Raw genomic sequence first — 18,697 nt, 5'->3', positions numbered from 1 at the left:
GAGCAAGACTGCTCCTACCATCCTACTACATTACTTTATTTCGCAAGGCGATCATTGCGACGCCGATAAATAATAGTCCAGCAGCAATGGACGTCCAAAAATCTGTTCCAATTAATCCGGTATCAGGTAGTTGTTTTTTTTGTTCTTTCGCCTGAGATGGATTTGTTTGTTGCTCTGTTGATGTATTGTTTACTTGGTCTTGTTGCTGTACTTGCTCTTGCTTTTGTTCTTGCTTAACCTGTAAGTCTGTTTTAGGTTGCTCAGAAACAGGTACAGGGGTCACCGATGGATTGTCTTGCTTACTATCAGTTGTCTGCGTATTCGTCCAATGAAAAATGGATCCTTTTCCATCCACAAAGTACTTATATTGTACAAGTGCATAGAAGGCTTGATCAAACGCCATACCATTATTGAAATCATCACCAGCAATCCATTTAAATCCGCCATTATCAAGTTGAAACGATAATAGGTTTTGAACAGCAGAGCTATTTTTCGTAAAGTCTTTTCCAGTTGGATCTATTCCCATCATGGATAGTGCAGTTACAACTACTGCTGCGCTATTTGAATTTTCATTACCATAGGATACAAACCCACCATCAGGTAATTGGATTCCCTTTAAATAATCTACAGTATGTTTTACGGCTGCTGCTACATCTGAATTATCCTGATGAACAGCTAGCGCCATTAATACCATTGCATTTGTATCTGGATCTTGATCTTCCGTCCATTTACCTGGAGACGTTTGTGTCTTCAGAATAGCAGCGATTAACTTTTCACGGTTCCATGTTGCATCGCTTGGAATACTATAATCCTTGCTATCTAGTGCAAGCAACGCATAAGTATATGCATAAATATCATTTACTTTGGAATCATTGTACAGCTTTGAAATTAAGTTTTGACCTGCTATATTTGTAGCATCTCCACCTACTGCATTTACAGCTAGTATCGTACTAGCTAAATAGGTTCCTTGTAAACGGCCACTATTCTGCACACGATCCGCTAATTTTTGTAAATAATTGTTTTTTACATCACTTGAAACCGTATCCGTTGCACGAGTAAGTGCAATAGCTTGCCAATCTGACTGAATTCCATTGGTTAACGTAAAATCAATTGCCTTTTTCAATGCAGCATCAACCGCTACAGTCGATGTTTGAGTGGGACTTTGTGTTGCTTGTACAGGCGTTTGTGTTGATGTTGGTGATGTCGGTGATGTCGGTGATGTTGTGCACGCGCCATATCCTTTTATGCTATCATTTACAGTCTGTGCTAGTAAATCCGTTCCCCAGTTAAGCGTGTAGCGGTAAGCGATAACATCATTATTTTTCACTATGTAATCGGATGCGCCAACATCGGCAGACTTGCCATTAATTTCATACATCCATCCGCTTTGCGGACCATCATCATACTCTTTTAGTCCGTCAATACCTGTGACATATGGCTTACCAGCAAATGAAGAAGAAGCAACTTTATCTCCCAATTCTTTCTTCAACATATCATAAGCAGTTTCATTAGCATCTAGATTCACTACCTTCGGACATAGAATGACCTTTTTCTGTGAATCTCCTACTACAATAAGCGTTGCTTGATTGCCAGCTGCATAGGCTAATGTACCTCCATTAGCGAACGAAAGGACTACCAATAATACTGCCATAACAAACAATGAAAACTTCTTTTTAATCATCTTTCTTAATCTCCCCCCTACCCTAAATCTACGCAAAAAGCGCCCCTCTACGAGAGAGGGGCGCGCGTATCCGTTCATCAACTTTCATGATAAAATCCGTCTACACAAAACTTCCTATTCCTCGTAGGATCTTGGTGTTGTGTTCTTTCTACCGGCAGGTCTCCTGACTTGTGCGTCATCAACAACGTGCGCCTTCCCGATAACCAGTGGCATCTTGCACGTAATCTCTGCACTTACAGTGGCGGGACCGTGTCGGATTTTCACCGACTTCCCTTTTAAACATAATGTAGTTGCATTATGTACCAATAGTATTAGTAACTTTTAAAATTCTAAATAAGCTTACTACAAATCCCCTTCTTTGTCGATAATAATTGTAATATTTTGAAAGAATCATTTAAATCATAGTAAATGAAATAAACTTTCATTCCTCTATTTCTACTCTATAATTTTTTTGTATACTAATATAAGAAAGGAGTTGAATCAATTGGCTAATAAAACGATTGCTAGTCGAATTCTAGATCGAAATCATATCCCCTATAGTCTTCATGAGTACGATTGGGACGAAGAACATTTAAATGCACAGCATGCAGCGGAGCAAGTGGGTCTTCCACTTGAGCAAGTGTTTAAAACGCTTGTTGTACGCGGGGATAAAACAGGTATTGTTATGGCTTGTATCCCTTCTCATACAGAAATAAGATTAAAATCCTTGGCTGCAGCAAGTGGGAATAAAAAAGTTGAAATGGTTCACGTAAAAGAAATTCAAGCACTTACTGGCTATATTCGCGGCGGGGTATCTCCGTTAGGTGTAAAGAAAAATTATCCTCTTTATATTGATAAAACAGCAGAAGATATAGATCCTATTAGCATTAGCGCAGGTAAGCGTGGGTTACAAATATTTATAAGCGGCAAGGATTTAGTTAAAGTGACAAACGCAACACTATGTGCGATTACAGAAAAAGATGCAGAATAACCTGCATCTTTTTTCTACTACGCAGAAACAAGTATTTAACATGAGTGTGACAAGTCCTTAACCCAAACATTCATATCTTCTAATTTATCATAAATATAAGAATTATTTGTTAGTATTCCTTGATATCGATAGCCAGATTGTTAAATTTTAAAGACTGATTTATACAAAGATGCAAGTTCCTCACAATCTAAAATCATTGCTTCTCATATTGTATAATTTTTATTTTATAAATTAATATTTTGTAACTGCAATTGTTTTGAAAACTTTTCTTCGTCCATAGGTTTTCCGAATAAAAAGCCTTGAATATTCCAGCATTCATGAAAATTTAAAAATTCTAATTGCTCGTCCGTTTCTACTCCTTCCGCAATAATTGCAAGCCCTAGCTTTTTAGCAATAAATATAATCGCTTCTGTAATATTTTCACTATTGCTATTATTACCTATGCGCCATGTAAACGATCGATCGATTTTTAAAATATCAACATTATAGTCTTGCAAATAACTAAGAGAGGAATATCCAGTTCCAAAGTCATCAATAGCAACGGAGACGCCCGTTTCTTTTAATTTACGAATTACTTGGCTCACATATTCATTATGATTTAAGGCGATGTTTTCGGTAATTTCAATTATTATATATTGCGGATCAATTTCCGTTTCTCGTAGAATTTCATCTACTGTCTCCACAAAATTTTTATGTAAAAACTGTTTGCTTGACACATTAATCGACATAGGTATTTTCGGAAGACCTTCATCTTGCCATTTTTTATTTTGTAAACAAGCCTTACGTAAAATATATTCATCCATTGCAAAAATGAGACCGGTTTCCTCTAACAATGGGATAAACCTATTGGGAGGAATAAGACCGTACTTATTGTGGTTCCAACGAACTAAACATTCCACTCCAATAATTTTTCTTGATTTACTATCGACTTGTGGCTGATAGTGCAAAATAAATTCTTCATTTTCAAGAGCTTTATGTAAATCGTTTAATAATCCTAAGTCATTATTATTATCTAATTCCATTTGCTCAGCAAAAAATTCATAAAGATGAATTCCCTGCTGCTTTGCTCTTCTCATTGCTATATCTGCATATTGAATTAAACTATCAGAATTAGATGCATCTGAAGGAAAAAGACTTATTCCAATTGATGGGGCTAAATATAGTTCATCATCATTATGGATAATTGGCTTTTTTGCAACCTCTAACACAGCCTTTGCAATCTGCTCCACTTGCAATTTTTCTTCAAAAGAAAATAGAAAAACAAACTCGTCAGCAGCGTATCGTGCAATTTGTAAAGGAATCATATCCGCTAATGCTAGTTCCAATCGTTTTGCAAATGTTTGGATGACTGCCCCTGCAACAGCGTGTCCATATTTATCAACAATTAGCTTAAACCGAGCTAAATCAAGGAAAAGAACAGCACTTTTCTGCATTTTTCTTTCTGATGATTGCAGCATACTATCCATGGTTTGAAATAATAAATTCTGATTCATAAAGCCTGTTACTGTGTCAAAATATGCTAATTTAAAAATTCGTTTATGAGAAGTGATATACTCTAACGCTATGGTTGCCACTTGAATCGCCTTTTCAATCAATTCTAAATCAAATGGCTCTGGCTTCCTCGTGTAATGAAAATAAATGGCAAACGTACCAAGTACTTCACTTTTATTCCGATTAAAAATAGGAAAAGACCAGCAAGCACGAAGATTATACTTTTCAGCATAAGTCCGGTACTTATCCCACAATGGATTCGTTTGAATATCATCAACTAAAGTCGGTTTTTTATTATAAGCAGCCGATCCACATGATCCCTCATTTGGTCCAATTTCTACCTTTTTTATTTTTTTCACGTAATCTTCAGGTAAACTAGGCGCCGCTCCAACATTTAAATAGGCTTGCTCTTTATCAACTAGTAATATGGAACACTTTGCATCGTAGTTAAATGTTTTCTCTACTAATTCGCATAAGTTTTTCAAAATAGCTTGCAGGTTTTTCCCTTCGTAAATGGTTTGCAATGTTTTATTTAAAGCCATAAACATATGCTCAGACTGTTTATAAGATGAAACATCTTGCTGTACGCTAATAAAATAGATCAGGTTACCCTCAACATCAAATATGGGACTATTACAAATATTATTCCAGAAGTGCTCTCCCGTTTTCTTATAATTCATAAGTTCTATATGAATTGATTGCTTATTTTGAATAGCTTCCTTAACTTTTTTTAAATCGTCTTTATCGGTTAAAGCACCATTCATAAAACGGCAATTTTTACCTAACACTTCTTCTAGTCTATATCCTGTATGTAACGTAAAATACTCATTTACATATACAATTGGGTTATCCATTTGATTCGGATCTGTAATAATAATCGATGATAAGGTTTGGTTTGAATAGTTCTCAATTAAATCTATGAATTTTGCCCCATTCAATTTTTGTACTATGTTCAGCATAACGAAATTCTCCTTATATGCTTATTATATAGCTGTACGAAAGATATGTATTTGTTGTTTACTAGGCAAAGGTGACTTCGTGATGAATAATACAGGAGTGTTAAAAAAAAAAACAATAAATCTGTAATTTCCTGCTGTATTTTATTCAACTAATACTCAATTGATTGTATTCTATCTTTTTTTTGCTGAGCCAATAGTTGTAGTTTAAGAGCTAGTCCCGATTCTGACCATAATTGTAAAACGTACAATGGAATTTTCTTATTTCCATTTACCTCCACATACTCCATACCCTTATTTAGATAATTATAAATAGTAGGTTTACTCACTAGAAGAATTCGAGCTGCACAATCTGCCGAAACAAGTTGCGTCTTGTCATACACATAATCGATCCAACCACTAGATGTCATTTCAAAAAACCACAAATCAAAATCCAACTTAAAATGAGAAAAATCATGATTTACTCTCTTACCATCTTTTAATGTATCTAATAATTTTCTCACCATGTAAACATTTGTTTCTGAGAACAGGAAAGACGGACTTTCCTTCATCTTCAAACCTGTAACCCTAGCAAACTGAACTGTTTGAGAAAACCATACAGGAATTGCAAGTATTGTATTCATGAGAACAAATTGTGTTTGTATTTCAAGTAACGTAACATCTCTAACACGTAAAGCGTTGTTAATTAAATCTTGTATTTTATAGTATACAGCTAAGGACATTTCCATTTTTCTCACTCCATCGTAGAATACTTTTAACAAAAACTCAATAATGTATATTTACATTTTTCATTTTTTGTAAACTAATATTCTGATATATTACGATTGTGTAACTTATTTATTATTCAAGGAGTAGAAAACATAGAATCGTTTTAATAATCACAATCTAAAAAAACTTTGTATGCCTGGATTCATTTTAATAAACAGATCTACTTCTTAGTATCGGGTGATGAACAAAAACGTTTAGTTATCTAATATCTCCCTATTTCATTATTTCGCAGTACATTTATAATAATAATTAAAAAATATTTAAAAAAATACTTTCCACTCTTATATTTATATAACAAATGTTTTATTTTGTAAATAAAATATGTTTTTTACATTTTTTCATTATTGTAAATTCCATATTTTTTTCACAATAAAAAGGGTGGCGGCGTTCTCCTACCCTTTTTCGCTTTTTATTTCTTTTTATAATCCCGAAGATTTTTGCAGTCGTTTTCATCCTATCAAAATATACATCTGAAACTCTTATACAACAGGACGAAATAATTAGATGGATCCACCCCATGACCGTGCATTCCTAATAATCATACTCAACGATCCCTGTTCCCCTTCACTTCAATAGAACGCCATTTCCACAAAACTTCTTTATGAATGAAGGTTTGAAAAATAGAAATTATAAAAAAATACTAATAAATACAACCAACCGAACCACTCAAATTCTGGATATACTGCGTTAGTTGCTTATTTTCAAAAAGAGCTGGTGGGTTTGCAGCATGTCCATCATACGTAAAATAGTCCTGTTTCCGAATCAAGATACATTGCCCAAATCCCCCTTACAGTACACCCAATAAAATCCATCCGCGAATGCAAAGATCATTAAATGAAAAAAGGATGAGAAAAACTCATACGGCTACTTCATTTCATGATACGGATGAACCGTCAACATCGTTTTTCTGCTATGTTGAATAATGGACAACATACGATGAAGTCCGCTCGGTTGCAAAATGGTGTCTGCATCCACAAACATGAGCACATCGCCACTCGCCTCCTTGGCCCCGTTATAGCAGCCCCAAGCTTTCCCAAGCCAACCTGTTGGAACAGTGGGGAGACGTATTACCTTCGCCCCAAGTGAAAAAGCAATAGAAGCTGTTGAATGATCATCACAAACGATTAGTTCCACACACGGATACATTTGCTGCTTTATCGACTGCAGCAATCTTTCAATATTCCTTTCTTCATTACGAGTGGACATAATGATAGATACTTGTTTTACATGAATAAGAGGTTTTGCTCTCGTACAATCTGTAATATTGTGAAACAACAAGATACCAATTAGAAGGGACAGGACAATCATAATGAACATCTCTTTCATCCTTTCAGCCTGGAGTACAGAGAATTAACATATGGGAAAAATAGGAATGGTTTCCCTTTATTCGTTTAGTAGGAGTTCTTCAAATATATAAGGAGGTTTTGCATGAATAAAAAGGTTATTATCATAGGGGGAGGGCTTGGTGAATGAAATTCCTAAGAAATAGTTATGAGGTTATCATCCTTGAAGTTCACGGAACAATTCAACAATATATAATATATTGGATAGAACAAAAAAGCCGAAACTGATGTCCCCCCTAAGTAGGAAATACGAGTCCGACTTTATAGGGTCACATCAACCCCGACTTTTTTCTATACAGAATAGATCCAAAACTTTTCAAATCGTAACCAATTCAGAGTTTTTGAATCCTTCTCTTTTATTTTTTTATCAATTTCTTCGAGCATTGCCTCTGTCTGTGAACGGTGAGCGTGAAGTGCGGCTAGTTTGTTCTCAAATACATCTTGTATATCATTAGTAATGTCGGGTTCACCTAACGCTTCCACACGATTTTTTGTAATTGCCATCGCATATATCGTAGGACGCATTTCCTTTGGTAGCCGGGCAACTGCTGTTACCGTGGCACGTCCATATGCATCATGGTCAGGATGAACACCATGTCCTGGATAAAACGTAATAACAAGGGACGGCTTAACTTCTCGAATTACTTCTTCAATTTTATCCGCTACGAATTCTACATCCTCAAATTCTAGCATTTTGTCATGGAAGCCGAGCATACGAAGATCTTGAATTCCCATTTGTAAGCATGCTTCTTGTAATTCCTTCTTGCGAATTTCTGGCATGGTTTCTCGGTTTGCAAATACTTCCACTCCCATATTACGCCCCATTTGTCCTAATGTTCCACACGCATAGGTTACCGGAACTCCTGATTTTGTAAACTGTGAAATTGTGCCCCCTGCACCAAATGCTTCATCATCTGGATGGGGGAGTGAAACAAATATATGTCGTTCCATTATTCTACCTCCTTAAAACGGTGTTTTACTAAGCTCAAACGCAACCGCTAGCTGCCCTTTCTCATTATGACCAGCGAGAAGAAGTCTTCCTTTTTCGTCTTTCTCCCAATGAGTCAACCCTTGTGCGTATACCCAGCCCTGCTCCATTTTCAAACCAACTCGATACGGATCTTCTCCAGCAATCGATCCTCTTTCAAACTGAATGCGGGTATTTCGAATGAACACACCTACTGTCATCGTTTTTTCATTTACATGAGTGGCGTATGCTCCGTTCGTAGTCTCTAAATGAAGATACACGTCTCTATTTGCGAACGATTCAATCTCTTTTTGCAACACGTTCTTATCTATAATACGCTCCACTTTTCAAACCCTCCTTCACCGTGACTCAAGACAATTCAATTTCTTTCATTATACTAGCTTTACATACTTTACGTCTTTAGGCAATATATTCGTACTACTAATACGGTAATTGAAATTTCATTAGCGTTTTCTTATAAACTAGAATTTGCTACAATGAAATGTATTGTATGATTTTGATGTTTATATAATAGAGGACGGTGCATTCAATGGAGCAGGCAAACAGCCATATTAGCAATATACAATATTACACTGCCATTGCAATTTTTTTACTTACCTATGCAATTCTCATTTCCGAAAAGATGAACCGGGCAGTCATTGCTCTTTTGGGCGGGACGCTCATGATTGTATTTGGGATTGTAGAAACGAAGGTGGCATTTACAACCCATATTCAATGGGAAACCATCACACTTTTACTTGGCATGATGATTCTTGTTAATATTACTAGTAAATCGGGTGTATTCGAATTTCTTTCCATTTACGCAGCAAAAAAAGCAAAAGGACAACCAATTTGGATTTTAATCATTTTATCTTTCCTAACTGCTGTAGGTTCTGCATTTTTAGATAATGTGACAACAGTACTGCTGATTGTTCCGGTTACTCTTTCTGTTACGCGAATCCTAAAAATTAGTCCCATGCCTTTTTTTATTTCAGAAATTTTATTTTCAAATATCGGTGGTACTGCTACATTAATTGGTGATCCGCCCAATATTATGATTGGATCTGCAAACAAACACTTAGATTTTAATTCTTTTCTATTTAACCTAACTCCAATCATCATCATCATAGGACTTGTAAGCATTATATTACTTTACATCATATATTATAGAAGCATTCGTACGTCTGACCATCTTATTGAAAAACTAATGTCATTACAAGAACATGATTATATTAAGGACCGCAAGCTACTCACCCAATCTCTTACCGTACTTGGCGGAACCGTTATTGGGTTTGTCTTGCATAGCACTATTCATGTTGATGCAGCTATTATTGCTCTATTGGGAGCTACTATTTTAATGGCCATCGCTTTAAAACAACACGAAGTTGAAGATATTCTTTCCCAAATCGAATGGACAACCATTTTCTTCTTTGCTGGTTTATTTATTCTCGTTGGTGGACTCGTTGATATTGGCCTCGTAAGCATGCTAGCCCAAAAGATGATTACAATGACTGGTGGTAATATAAGTACTGCCGCAACATTTATACTGTGGGGATCAGGAGTGGCATCTGCAATCATTGATAACATCCCATTTGTGGCAACCATGATTCCGCTCATTCAAAACTTTGCAGTTGGACTTGGCCTGCAGCCTGATTCACCGCAAATGGAAGTATTATGGTGGGCTCTTTCTCTCGGCGCTTGTCTAGGAGGAAACGGAACAATCATCGGTGCATCCGCAAATGTAGTAGTAGCTGGCATCGCAAACCGTGAAGGACATGCTTTTGGTTTTGTAGACTATTTAAAAATTGGGTTGCCACTTACAATCGTGGCACTCTTACTATCTAATGTGTACTTGTATATCCGCTATTTTCTATAAAAAATGAGCTTGCGGCAAAAGCCGCAAGCTCATTTTTTCCAGAAGATTCCGATTAACACAATTGCCCCTAATATAAATCCAAAGATTTGCTTCAGTAAAGCAGGAGACCATTGGAATTTTTGTTTTTCATATCGCATTTCCCAAATTTCCTTTTGAAGAAGATTTACAGTTTCCTCTAGTCTCACTATTGTCTCCTTTAATTCCTTTACTTCCGTTTCAACTAAGCTTTTTTCCTCGGACATAGGGCGCACACTCCGTTCCTATCTTTTTCCTCTGCTTACAAACTAAATTAATAAACTAAATAGTGTTGGATTTTGCGTAAATTCCATATATCGTACGCCTTGCTCTTCCATACGACGAATGAGTGGTTCGAAATCTTCCTTGGAATGAAGTTCAATTCCAACAAGAGCAGGGCCATTATCTTTGTTGCTCTTTTTCGTGTACTCAAAACGTGTAATGTCATCATTTGGTCCAAGAACATTATCTAAAAATTCACGAAGTGCACGTGGTCGTTGCGGAAAATTAATAATAAAATAGTGCTTCAATCCTTCATATAGAAGAGAGCGCTCTTTCATTTCCTGCATCCGATCAATATCATTATTTCCTCCGCTAATGACGCAAACAACATTTTTACCGCGAATTTGTTCCTGGTAAAAATCTAAGGCTGAAACTGGAAGAGCACCAGCAGGCTCGGCCACAATTGCATTTTGATTATACAAATCTAAAATGGTACTGCATACCTTTCCTTCTGGTACAACTACAATATCGCTTAATGTTCGTTTGCAAATATCGAACGAAAGATCCCCGACACGCTTAACAGCCGCACCGTCAACAAATGAGCTGATTTTTGGTAAGGTTACCACATGTCCTTGCGCGATTGCTTCTTTCATCGATGCCGCTCCCTCAGGTTCGACTCCAATCAACTGTGTAGAAGGACTCACTCCTTTAATATATGTGCCAACACCGGAAGCCAAGCCACCGCCTCCGATTGCTACAAATACGAAGTCTACCGGTCGGTCAATATCATGAAATATTTCAACGCCAATCGTTCCTTGGCCCGCAATGACTTGTGGGTTATCAAATGGATGAATAAACGTTAACCCGTTCTCATCACAATACTTCACTGCTTCCTGATAAGAAGCATCGAACGTATCTCCTACCAGTACTACCTCAACTGTTGACCCGCCAAAGAAACGAACTTGTGATACTTTTTGATTTGGGGTTGTTGTTGGCATAAAGATCTTTGCTGGAATTTGAAGCTCCCGACTCGTGTATGCAACTCCTTGTGCATGATTCCCTGCACTCGCACACACAACTCCTTTTTTTAACTGTTCCATTGGTAAACTGCTTATCGCATTGTAAGCACCGCGTATTTTAAAAGAACGAACTGCCTGCAAGTCTTCACGTTTCAAATATACATTGCAATCATATTTTTCAGATAAAATCGGATCACGCTGCAACGGAGTATGAACCACAACATCCTTTAATAGTTGATATGCAACGAGTACATCTTCGATTTTGACTTCTTCTTTAACATCTTTCATTATACTTACCTACCTCATTTTTGACTTATGTATCATATTATACAATTTTCTGAAAATAATTTAAATTCATTTTTTACAAAAAATTAAAAAGAGGACGAATAAGGTAACACGATTTACCTTATTATATCCTCTTGAGTTATTTTTTTATTAAAATGGAAAGAACCTCATCAATCGATGTCGTTGGCTGCTTACACGCAAAGTTTTCACAAATATACACAGTTGGTTTATCGTCAATCTTTTTATACTGCATTACATTTGCTGCTATATTTACTATCTGCTCAGAAGAATCAAAGACGAGCACCGAGTATTGCGGCAAAAACGATTGTTGCAATGTGCGAAGTAACGATTGAACATCTTCATCCGATTGTTCTCCTACTATAACAATTTCTTTTCTTGGTAATGCCGTAAGAAGTAAACCTTGCAAAAATTGGGTATGTCCATTTCCATATTGACCTACTTCCGAAAATGCTACAAACATCTTTTCTACTTGCCTGCTATACGCATCTTCCCCTGTTATTGAAGACAACCGCATAAATTGCACTGCTGCTACCCCATTTCCAGACGGGATGGCACCATCATACACTTCTTTATCCCGAACGAGAAGATTCTCTCCATCATTTCCATAAAAAAAGAAGCCTCCTTGTTCCTCATCCCAAAAGAGAACATTCATATCATCTGCAATCTTTTTCGCACGTTCGATATACAAAAGATCAAATGTTGCTTCGTACATTTCAATGTACGCCCACAATAAAAACGCATAGTCATCAATATATCCTTTATTTTTTACTTCTCCATCCCTGAATCGAACCATAACACGACCGTCTATAATAAGTCGATCTTCGATAAACTGAAGAGCCCGTTTTGCTACATCTACATATTCTTGCTTTTGAAATACTTGCGCTGCTTTTGCCAGACCTGAAATAAACAAGGCATTCCAAGCGGTTAATATCTTATCATCACAATGTGGGTACACACGTGTACTTCGTTCTAGCAAAAGTGTTTCCTTCGCAGCCGTTAGTTTCTCATCTAGCTCTTCTTTCGAAAATCCAAAACGTTCAATCCGCTCCCAATTCGTATGTATGAGATTTGGGATGTTTTCTCCTTCAAAATTTCCTAATTCTGTAATATCATATACTTCCGCAACTAACTCGCCCATCTCATCTCCAAGTAGTTGCAATATTTCTTCCTTTGTCCAAACATAATATTTTCCTTCTACGCCATCACTATCCGCATCCAAAGCCGAATAAAATGCCCCGTCTACATCTGTTAATTCACGCTTCACAAACGTGATGATTTCATCAACAATTTGTGCATAGCGTTCATCATGAAGCAATTGGTAGCCTTCTGCATAGGCATGTAGCAATAAGGCATTATCATAGAGCATTTTTTCAAAATGTGGTACAAGCCACTCTTGATCGGTAGAATAGCGTGCAAATCCGCCGCCAATATGATCGTAAATGCCTCCATTAGCCATGCCATCTAACGTTTTCTTTGCAAGATGCAGCGCCTGCTCATTCCCTGTAAGAAGATGATAGCGATATAAAAACGTGAGCATATGCGGAATTGGAAACTTCGGGGCAGTACCAAATCCACCGTATATACTATCAAAACTAGTAGCAAGCTGCTCAAATGTTTGATGTAAAACGGAAATATCTAGTTGATTGGACGTCAAGGCAGCCTTTTGCTGCAAAGCCTCCGTAATTTGCTCTGTAATTCCAGTAATCCGCTTCGGGTCGTTCGTAAAGGCATCATACAATTGTACAACAACATCCTGTAAGCCTGGACGATTAAAACGACTCTCCTTCGGAAAATACGTCCCTGCATAAAACGGCTTTTGATCCGGTGTCAAAAACACATTTAGTGGCCAACCACCCTGACCAGTCATCATTTGACAAACACGCATGTAAATCGAATCAATGTCGGGGCGCTCCTCGCGATCAACCTTGATTGCTACGAAACGATCATTAATGAGCTTAGCAACTTCTTCATCTTCAAAGGACTCATGCTCCATCACGTGACACCAGTGACAAGTCGAATAACCGATACTAACAAATAGTGGCTTGTTCTCACGTTTCGCTTTTTCAAAAGCTTCTTCTCCCCATGGATACCAGTTGACTGGGTTGTAGGCATGTTGTAACAAATACGGTGACTTTTCATCGATTAACATATTAGTTTTTTTGTTAGTTGGCATATGACCACCTTCTTTCATCTTAATTTATTAGTAATCATAATCCAATTTATCCATTTAAAGTGTATTTATAATCATAAAATATTCTTTTTGTGTTGACTAATCACCTGCGAACTAGAATTAAAAGTTGCATAGAATTTCAATCTTATAACACCCATTTAAGTAATTTATTATACTCTATGGTACGAGGTCATATTTATTCATTTGTTTAATAGATATAATTTTTCTCAACCTATTTAACGCTTTAGACTCTATTTGTCGTATTCGTTCTCTAGTTACATTATATTGAACACCAATTTCTTCTAATGTTAAAGGTTGATCCGCATATAATCCTATACGTTTTCTTATTACATCTGCTTCACGTTCGGATAAAGATGCTAACAATTCTTCTACTATATCAATAGTTGCCATTTTTAAATATATTTTCTCTGGATTTTCACTGTGATACAATTGGTAATTAAATTCTAAATCTTGTGTAACATTAACTAGTTCAATTAACTCTGTACTATCACTTTCTTCTGAAACAATAGTATTTAATGAAGCTAAACTAAAAAAATTATAGTCTATCCTTACTAATTCTTCATATTTTTCAATTGTTATATTCATCTTTTTTGTTATCCATTCATCATCAATTTTACATAATGTCTCAATCGATTTATTTTGGAATTTTTTTAATTTTATTAATTCCTCATGCATATGAACGGGAAGTCTAATCATAAATCCTGTATTAATTACCTCTCGATTTATTGCTTGCCGTATCCACCATGTGGCATAAGTTGAAAATGCATAGTCCATAGTTTCATCAAATTTTTCAATAGCTTTATATAACCCAAGAACTCCTGTGTGAACTAAATCATCAAACTCTAAATTATGGCCTAATCCAAGTGATTTCTTAGCTACAGATTGAACTAAGCGTAAGTTAACTTCTACAATTCTATCTAAGAATCTTTGTTCACCTGTTGTATTGTATTGGCGGAATAAGTATTCATTATCCTTATATGAATAAATGTTCAAATCATCATCATTATCTATCTCTGATAAAAAATCATTAGGGTTAAACGACTTTCTTGGTAAAGATAGTTCTTTTATCTCTTCCTCTTTCTCTTGAACTACTTGTTTAGATATCTGATTGGAATATAGGAAATACCCTTGCTCTACCAAATAAGCAATAAGTTTTTCTTCTGTAATATCATTACCTGACAATACTTTATATAAATTTAATAACCATTTTAAATTGACTTTAGAATTTTTATCTATACTCTTCAAACGTGGAGAGATAATTAAATCTAATTCTTCATCCATGGTAACACCACCATTTGTTGTAAAAATAGTATTTATTGATATAATATTACCATATTACAGTTTAAGGGGGAGTTATTTTTGCTTAGAACTATTTTCCTAGAAAATTTTTCAAAAGTAAAACAGCGCTTTAATGATGACGAAACAATTATATATGTATTTAAGGGATTTCCTCATAGTTGGCTAGAAGAAATTACCGATACGAAATTACTTAAATTTCCATTAACTGAATCTTTACTCTCTCTAGATTCTAATAAACAAGCAAATATTATCGATTTTTTTGCACAAAGTTCTAATAAAAAACACCATTGGATGACTTACGAAGAATTTCAGACTATTCCCGTTGGAAACTTCACTATTGTCGGTAGACCTATTATTATTAATAATAACTTTTATGATGCGTACTATCCTTTATACTATCCTATTCCACAGGAACATCTTGAATTATTCCAAAATATGCAAGATGATACTTCTATAACAGATGCTCATTACTTATTTCAATTTTATACTTCCATTGAAGAATCTTATCAAAATCAAATATATGTATCCTATATTACTGAAAGTGAATTTGAGGAAATAAACCTATTTAACTTAACTGGAGAAATTACTTTCAAAGAGGTAACAGAGGATGTAAAGTATATTGAAATCGGAGGAGAAATCCCTTTTGATTTTCTTGACTTTATTACTGAAACGCTTTCTTCATCAAAAATTTATTCAACAATATATTTAAGTTGGGGAAATGATTCATCTACGAACTATATAGAAAATCTTAACTTAACTAAATTGAAAATTCTTCAAACTTACCTTCCAAATTTACAAATCTATAAAGTATTAAAGCAAGTTCCTACTAAGGAAATACCTCAAGAAAAAGAAAATGCATACTTGGATATTTTAAAACGCTATTGGGGATACGACTCATATCGCCAACTAAGAGTCTATAAAAATGTAGATTCGCTAACTAATAAAAAAGAAACTATTGAAATATCACAAATGCAAATTATTCATAATGTTGTTACTCAAGCTGAAGCTGCTAAAAATAATGAAACTATCGCCAACTTTAGAGATATATTCGTTACTGCCCCTACAGGTGCTGGGAAATCTGTTATGTTCCAAGTACCAGCAATTTATCTAGCTGAAAAATACGACTACTTAACAATAATTATTTCACCGCTAATTGGACTTATGAAAGACCAAGTTTATAATTTACAAGAAAAAAATGTAACCTTTAGTGCAACAATTAACTCCGAAATATCGCCTGTCGAAAAAGCAAATATTGCAGTTCGAATTGAAAATAAAGAGATTTCTATATTGTATATCTCTCCGGAAACGCTATTGAGTCGTGCAGATATTAGTGCTCTTATTGGAACTCGTGAAATTGGTTTATTCATTATTGACGAGGCCCATATTGTTACTACATGGGGCAAGGCATTCCGTGCAGATTATTGGTATTTAGGTGACTACCTACAAAAACTACGTAGAGGACAAACATATAGCAAAGAAAAACAAAGAGAACCTGAAACAAAACATTTCTTCCCCATAGCAACATTTACAGCCACAGCGATTTATGGTGGTGTAGAAGATATGTATGCAGAGACTCGTGATAGTTTAATCTTAAATAATCCTATTAATTACTTTGGCTATGTAAAGCGAGATAATATTGATGTTGAAATCAATCAAATTCATTCAAATGGTGCAGACGAAACTACACGTAACGAAAAAGAGTATTTAAAAATCAAACATCTTTGTTTAATGAAACAGATTGAATACGAATTAAATCAAAATCACAAAGTACTTGTTTACTTCCCGCTAATTTCTTCTATTTTTGGTTTCAAAGAATATCTTGAAAGAAATGCTTCAAATAAACTGCTGAATGTTGTAACTACTTATTATGGTCGCCTTCGAAAAGAAGAAAAAAATGAAAACTTTTTACGTTTTAAAGATGGAAACTCAAAAGTAATGTTAGCAACTAAGGCATTTGGTATGGGAATTGACATTCCGGATATTAATACTGTTCTCCATTTTGCACCCACAGGAAATGTATGTGACTATGTGCAAGAAATTGGTCGGGCAGCACGTGCGTTACCTAATGGGTTAGCTAGCTTTACTTTCTTAAAAGAGGATTTTAAACATGTTAATCGACTTCACGGTATTAGCACAATCAAAAAATATCAGCTCATTCAAGTTATGCAGAAAGTGTTGGATTTATATAAACATAGAAGTCGCCAAAATAAGTCTCGTCATTTATTAGTTAGTTCAGAGGAATTTCACTTTATTTTCCAATCTAAAAAAGACGATTCTTTACAAAATGATTTAGTTGATAATCAGCTTAAAACCGCTCTTTTAATTATTGAAAAAGGTTTCATTAATTCACCATTAAAATATTCTCCAATTACTGCTCGTCCACGTAGTATGTTTGCTGTAGAATATTTTAAAATTCTAAAAGAAGATGAAAACCGTTTACTAAAGAAATACGAAGACTATGTTCAAAAAAACCGAGATATAGAAGGTAACACTTATTCAATTTATAAAGTATTTTTAGATCGACTGTGGAGAGATAAGTTTAGCCATTTATCATTCCCTAACTTCAAGCGAATCTTACATGAAAAAGATAGCCAACTTAAAGACAACCTTTTAGGGAAACTTGATCCAGTCTTTATTATTAACTTGAGTTTACAAAAACCTTCTCAAGAGTTTTTTATGCATATATTAGAAGAGAATCTCAATAAATTAAATCAAGTATTTTCTCCTTATATAATGCAAAGAAAAGTGTTCAAATCTGAAGATATTCAAGAAAGAATAAAAACACACTTTTCAATATCTAATTATAAAGCTGAGGCATTTGTTGGACAGTTAATCGAAAGTATCATTCAATATGAATCTATTATGAATAGAACTAGTACTCAACGTACAAATATTATAAACAAAAATGAATATCGTCTTTCAACAACATATCGCATCCATCCAAGTTTTAATGCTTTTACAAAGTTTATCATGCAAGAAGCAACAAAACTTTTACATTATGCTCATAAATTAAATGAACAGGGCACTTCATTAGAATACTTATTACGTAAAAAAGATACTTCAGGTTCTGCAAAAATATTCTTAGTCTTAGGGATAATAGAAATGTTTGAATTACTAGTTTATGAAGTTAAAGGTGGAGACCATCCACAAATTTATATTCGTGTAGGTTCTGAATATCAAATTGAAAAAGTCCTACAAAATCCTAAAACTTACCGAAATAGCATTTTAGAAAATGTCCATAATCGTCACTTTACTTCTGTAGAAATGCTTAAATATTTATTTGAAGGAAATTTCAAGTCAGAAGATTTTTGGAATCATATCGAAAATTACTTTTTGGGAGACTTACCTGCAGAAGTTGAAGAAAAGCTAAAAGTGAAACAATTGACCAAAATTAATAAAAATAATAAAGTTTCGCAATAAGTCATTTCTGATTTTTATATACATTTGTTTTAGACTTATTGTATAAATAGGATTAATAAAAAGGAGGTTGTCATTTGATAACCTCTTTTAACTAAGCAGTCCGCGTCCGTCACCATGAGGCGGTAGGAAAATTTGACTATGTACCATTACATATGTGACGTATAGGTCGTAAA

At 35.0% G+C, this 18,697-nt stretch carries 13 protein-coding genes, 1 pseudogene and 1 riboswitch; of the genes and pseudogenes, 3 read left to right on the top strand and 11 right to left on the bottom strand.

The genetic code is table 11. The features are described from left to right. Positions 1 to 25 precede the first annotated feature (25 nt). Complete coding sequence (locus ACAN53_RS06055) at positions 26 to 1,681, bottom strand: DUF4430 domain-containing protein (protein ID WP_379968056.1); 1,656 nt, start codon at positions 1,679 to 1,681, stop codon at positions 26 to 28. A 136-nt stretch (positions 1,682 to 1,817) separates the two neighbouring features. Further along, positions 1,818 to 2,003: riboswitch (cobalamin riboswitch) on the bottom strand. Between the two features lie 162 nt (positions 2,004 to 2,165). Here ACAN53_RS06055 and ybaK point away from each other — a divergent pair. Further along, a complete protein-coding gene (gene ybaK / locus ACAN53_RS06050; RefSeq protein ID WP_379968054.1) occupies positions 2,166 to 2,651 on the top strand; it encodes a Cys-tRNA(Pro) deacylase in 486 nt (161 codons plus the stop codon). A gap of 35 nt (positions 2,652 to 2,686) precedes the next feature. On the opposite strand, the pseudogene ACAN53_RS06045 reads toward ybaK, so the two are convergent. From ACAN53_RS06045 to ACAN53_RS06020, 6 genes and pseudogenes are all read right to left on the bottom strand, one after another. Continuing rightward, a pseudogene (locus tag ACAN53_RS06045) lies at positions 2,687 to 2,791 on the bottom strand (putative beta-lysine N-acetyltransferase); the annotation flags it as partial. An 84-nt stretch (positions 2,792 to 2,875) separates the two neighbouring features. After that, positions 2,876 to 5,101 (bottom strand): EAL domain-containing protein, encoded by a 2,226-nt coding sequence (locus tag ACAN53_RS06040; RefSeq protein ID WP_379968052.1) that lies wholly within the window; start codon positions 5,099 to 5,101, stop codon positions 2,876 to 2,878. Positions 5,102 to 5,250: 149 nt separating this feature from the next. Beyond that, the gene (locus tag ACAN53_RS06035) at positions 5,251 to 5,826 is read right to left on the bottom strand and encodes a hypothetical protein (protein WP_379968050.1); all 576 of its coding nucleotides are present in this window, start codon (positions 5,824 to 5,826) and stop codon (positions 5,251 to 5,253) included. 904 nt (positions 5,827 to 6,730) lie between these two features. Then, on the bottom strand, positions 6,731 to 7,183 hold the full coding sequence (locus tag ACAN53_RS06030; protein ID WP_379968048.1) for a glycosyltransferase family 2 protein: 453 nt from the start codon (positions 7,181 to 7,183) through the stop codon (positions 6,731 to 6,733). A 317-nt stretch (positions 7,184 to 7,500) separates the two neighbouring features. Next, positions 7,501 to 8,160 (bottom strand): bacillithiol biosynthesis deacetylase BshB2, encoded by a 660-nt coding sequence (gene bshB2, locus ACAN53_RS06025; RefSeq protein ID WP_379968046.1) that lies wholly within the window; start codon positions 8,158 to 8,160, stop codon positions 7,501 to 7,503. A 12-nt stretch (positions 8,161 to 8,172) separates the two neighbouring features. After that, complete coding sequence (locus tag ACAN53_RS06020) at positions 8,173 to 8,520, bottom strand: YojF family protein (RefSeq protein WP_379968044.1); 348 nt, start codon at positions 8,518 to 8,520, stop codon at positions 8,173 to 8,175. Between the two features lie 206 nt (positions 8,521 to 8,726). Between ACAN53_RS06020 and ACAN53_RS06015 the strand changes: the two genes are divergently transcribed. Beyond that, the gene (locus tag ACAN53_RS06015) at positions 8,727 to 10,052 is read left to right on the top strand and encodes an ArsB/NhaD family transporter (RefSeq protein ID WP_379968042.1); all 1,326 of its coding nucleotides are present in this window, start codon (positions 8,727 to 8,729) and stop codon (positions 10,050 to 10,052) included. A 29-nt stretch (positions 10,053 to 10,081) separates the two neighbouring features. On the opposite strand, the gene ACAN53_RS06010 is transcribed toward ACAN53_RS06015, so the two are convergent. The 4 genes from ACAN53_RS06010 to ACAN53_RS05995 form a co-directional block, all read right to left on the bottom strand. Further along, positions 10,082 to 10,294 carry a hypothetical protein gene (locus ACAN53_RS06010; RefSeq protein ID WP_379968040.1) on the bottom strand — a complete coding sequence of 71 codons (213 nt, stop codon included), beginning with the start codon at positions 10,292 to 10,294 and terminating at the stop codon, positions 10,082 to 10,084. A gap of 42 nt (positions 10,295 to 10,336) precedes the next feature. Continuing rightward, positions 10,337 to 11,599, bottom strand: a complete 1,263-nt coding sequence (gene ilvA, locus ACAN53_RS06005; RefSeq protein WP_379970266.1) for a threonine ammonia-lyase IlvA — start codon at positions 11,597 to 11,599, stop codon at positions 10,337 to 10,339. 133 nt (positions 11,600 to 11,732) lie between these two features. Further along, entirely contained in the window at positions 11,733 to 13,787 is a 2,055-nt protein-coding gene (locus ACAN53_RS06000) for a thioredoxin domain-containing protein (protein ID WP_379968038.1), read from the bottom strand. A gap of 174 nt (positions 13,788 to 13,961) precedes the next feature. Further along, a complete protein-coding gene (locus ACAN53_RS05995; RefSeq protein WP_379968036.1) occupies positions 13,962 to 15,086 on the bottom strand; it encodes a sigma-70 family RNA polymerase sigma factor in 1,125 nt (374 codons plus the stop codon). Between the two features lie 78 nt (positions 15,087 to 15,164). Between ACAN53_RS05995 and ACAN53_RS05990 the strand changes: the two genes are divergently transcribed. Next, complete coding sequence (locus ACAN53_RS05990; protein WP_379968034.1) at positions 15,165 to 18,524, top strand: helicase-related protein; 3,360 nt, start codon at positions 15,165 to 15,167, stop codon at positions 18,522 to 18,524. Positions 18,525 to 18,697: the final 173 nt, after the last annotated feature.

Source organism: Ectobacillus soli, from assembly GCF_042610425.1.
Taxonomy (GTDB): domain Bacteria; phylum Bacillota; class Bacilli; order Bacillales; family Bacillaceae_G; genus Ectobacillus.
Note: the sequence above shows the minus strand (reverse complement) of the source record. Positions and strands in the feature narration are given on the sequence as shown.

Excerpts from the sequence above, each read along its gene's own strand:
- ACAN53_RS06010 (WP_379968040.1), bottom strand. The coding sequence starts at position 10,294 with ATGTCCGAGGAAAAAAGCTTAGTTGAAACGGAAGTAAAGGAATTAAAG.
- ACAN53_RS06055 (WP_379968056.1), bottom strand. The coding sequence starts at position 1,681 with ATGATTAAAAAGAAGTTTTCATTGTTTGTTATGGCAGTATTATTGGTA.
- ACAN53_RS06040 (WP_379968052.1), bottom strand. The coding sequence starts at position 5,101 with ATGCTGAACATAGTACAAAAATTGAATGGGGCAAAATTCATAGATTTA.
- ACAN53_RS06035 (WP_379968050.1), bottom strand. The coding sequence starts at position 5,826 with ATGGAAATGTCCTTAGCTGTATACTATAAAATACAAGATTTAATTAAC.
- bshB2 (WP_379968046.1), bottom strand. The coding sequence starts at position 8,160 with ATGGAACGACATATATTTGTTTCACTCCCCCATCCAGATGATGAAGCA.
- ACAN53_RS06015 (WP_379968042.1), top strand. The coding sequence starts at position 8,727 with ATGGAGCAGGCAAACAGCCATATTAGCAATATACAATATTACACTGCC.
- ACAN53_RS06000 (WP_379968038.1), bottom strand. The coding sequence starts at position 13,787 with ATGCCAACTAACAAAAAAACTAATATGTTAATCGATGAAAAGTCACCG.
- ACAN53_RS06030 (WP_379968048.1), bottom strand. The coding sequence starts at position 7,183 with ATGTTCATTATGATTGTCCTGTCCCTTCTAATTGGTATCTTGTTGTTT.
- ACAN53_RS05995 (WP_379968036.1), bottom strand. The coding sequence starts at position 15,086 with ATGGATGAAGAATTAGATTTAATTATCTCTCCACGTTTGAAGAGTATA.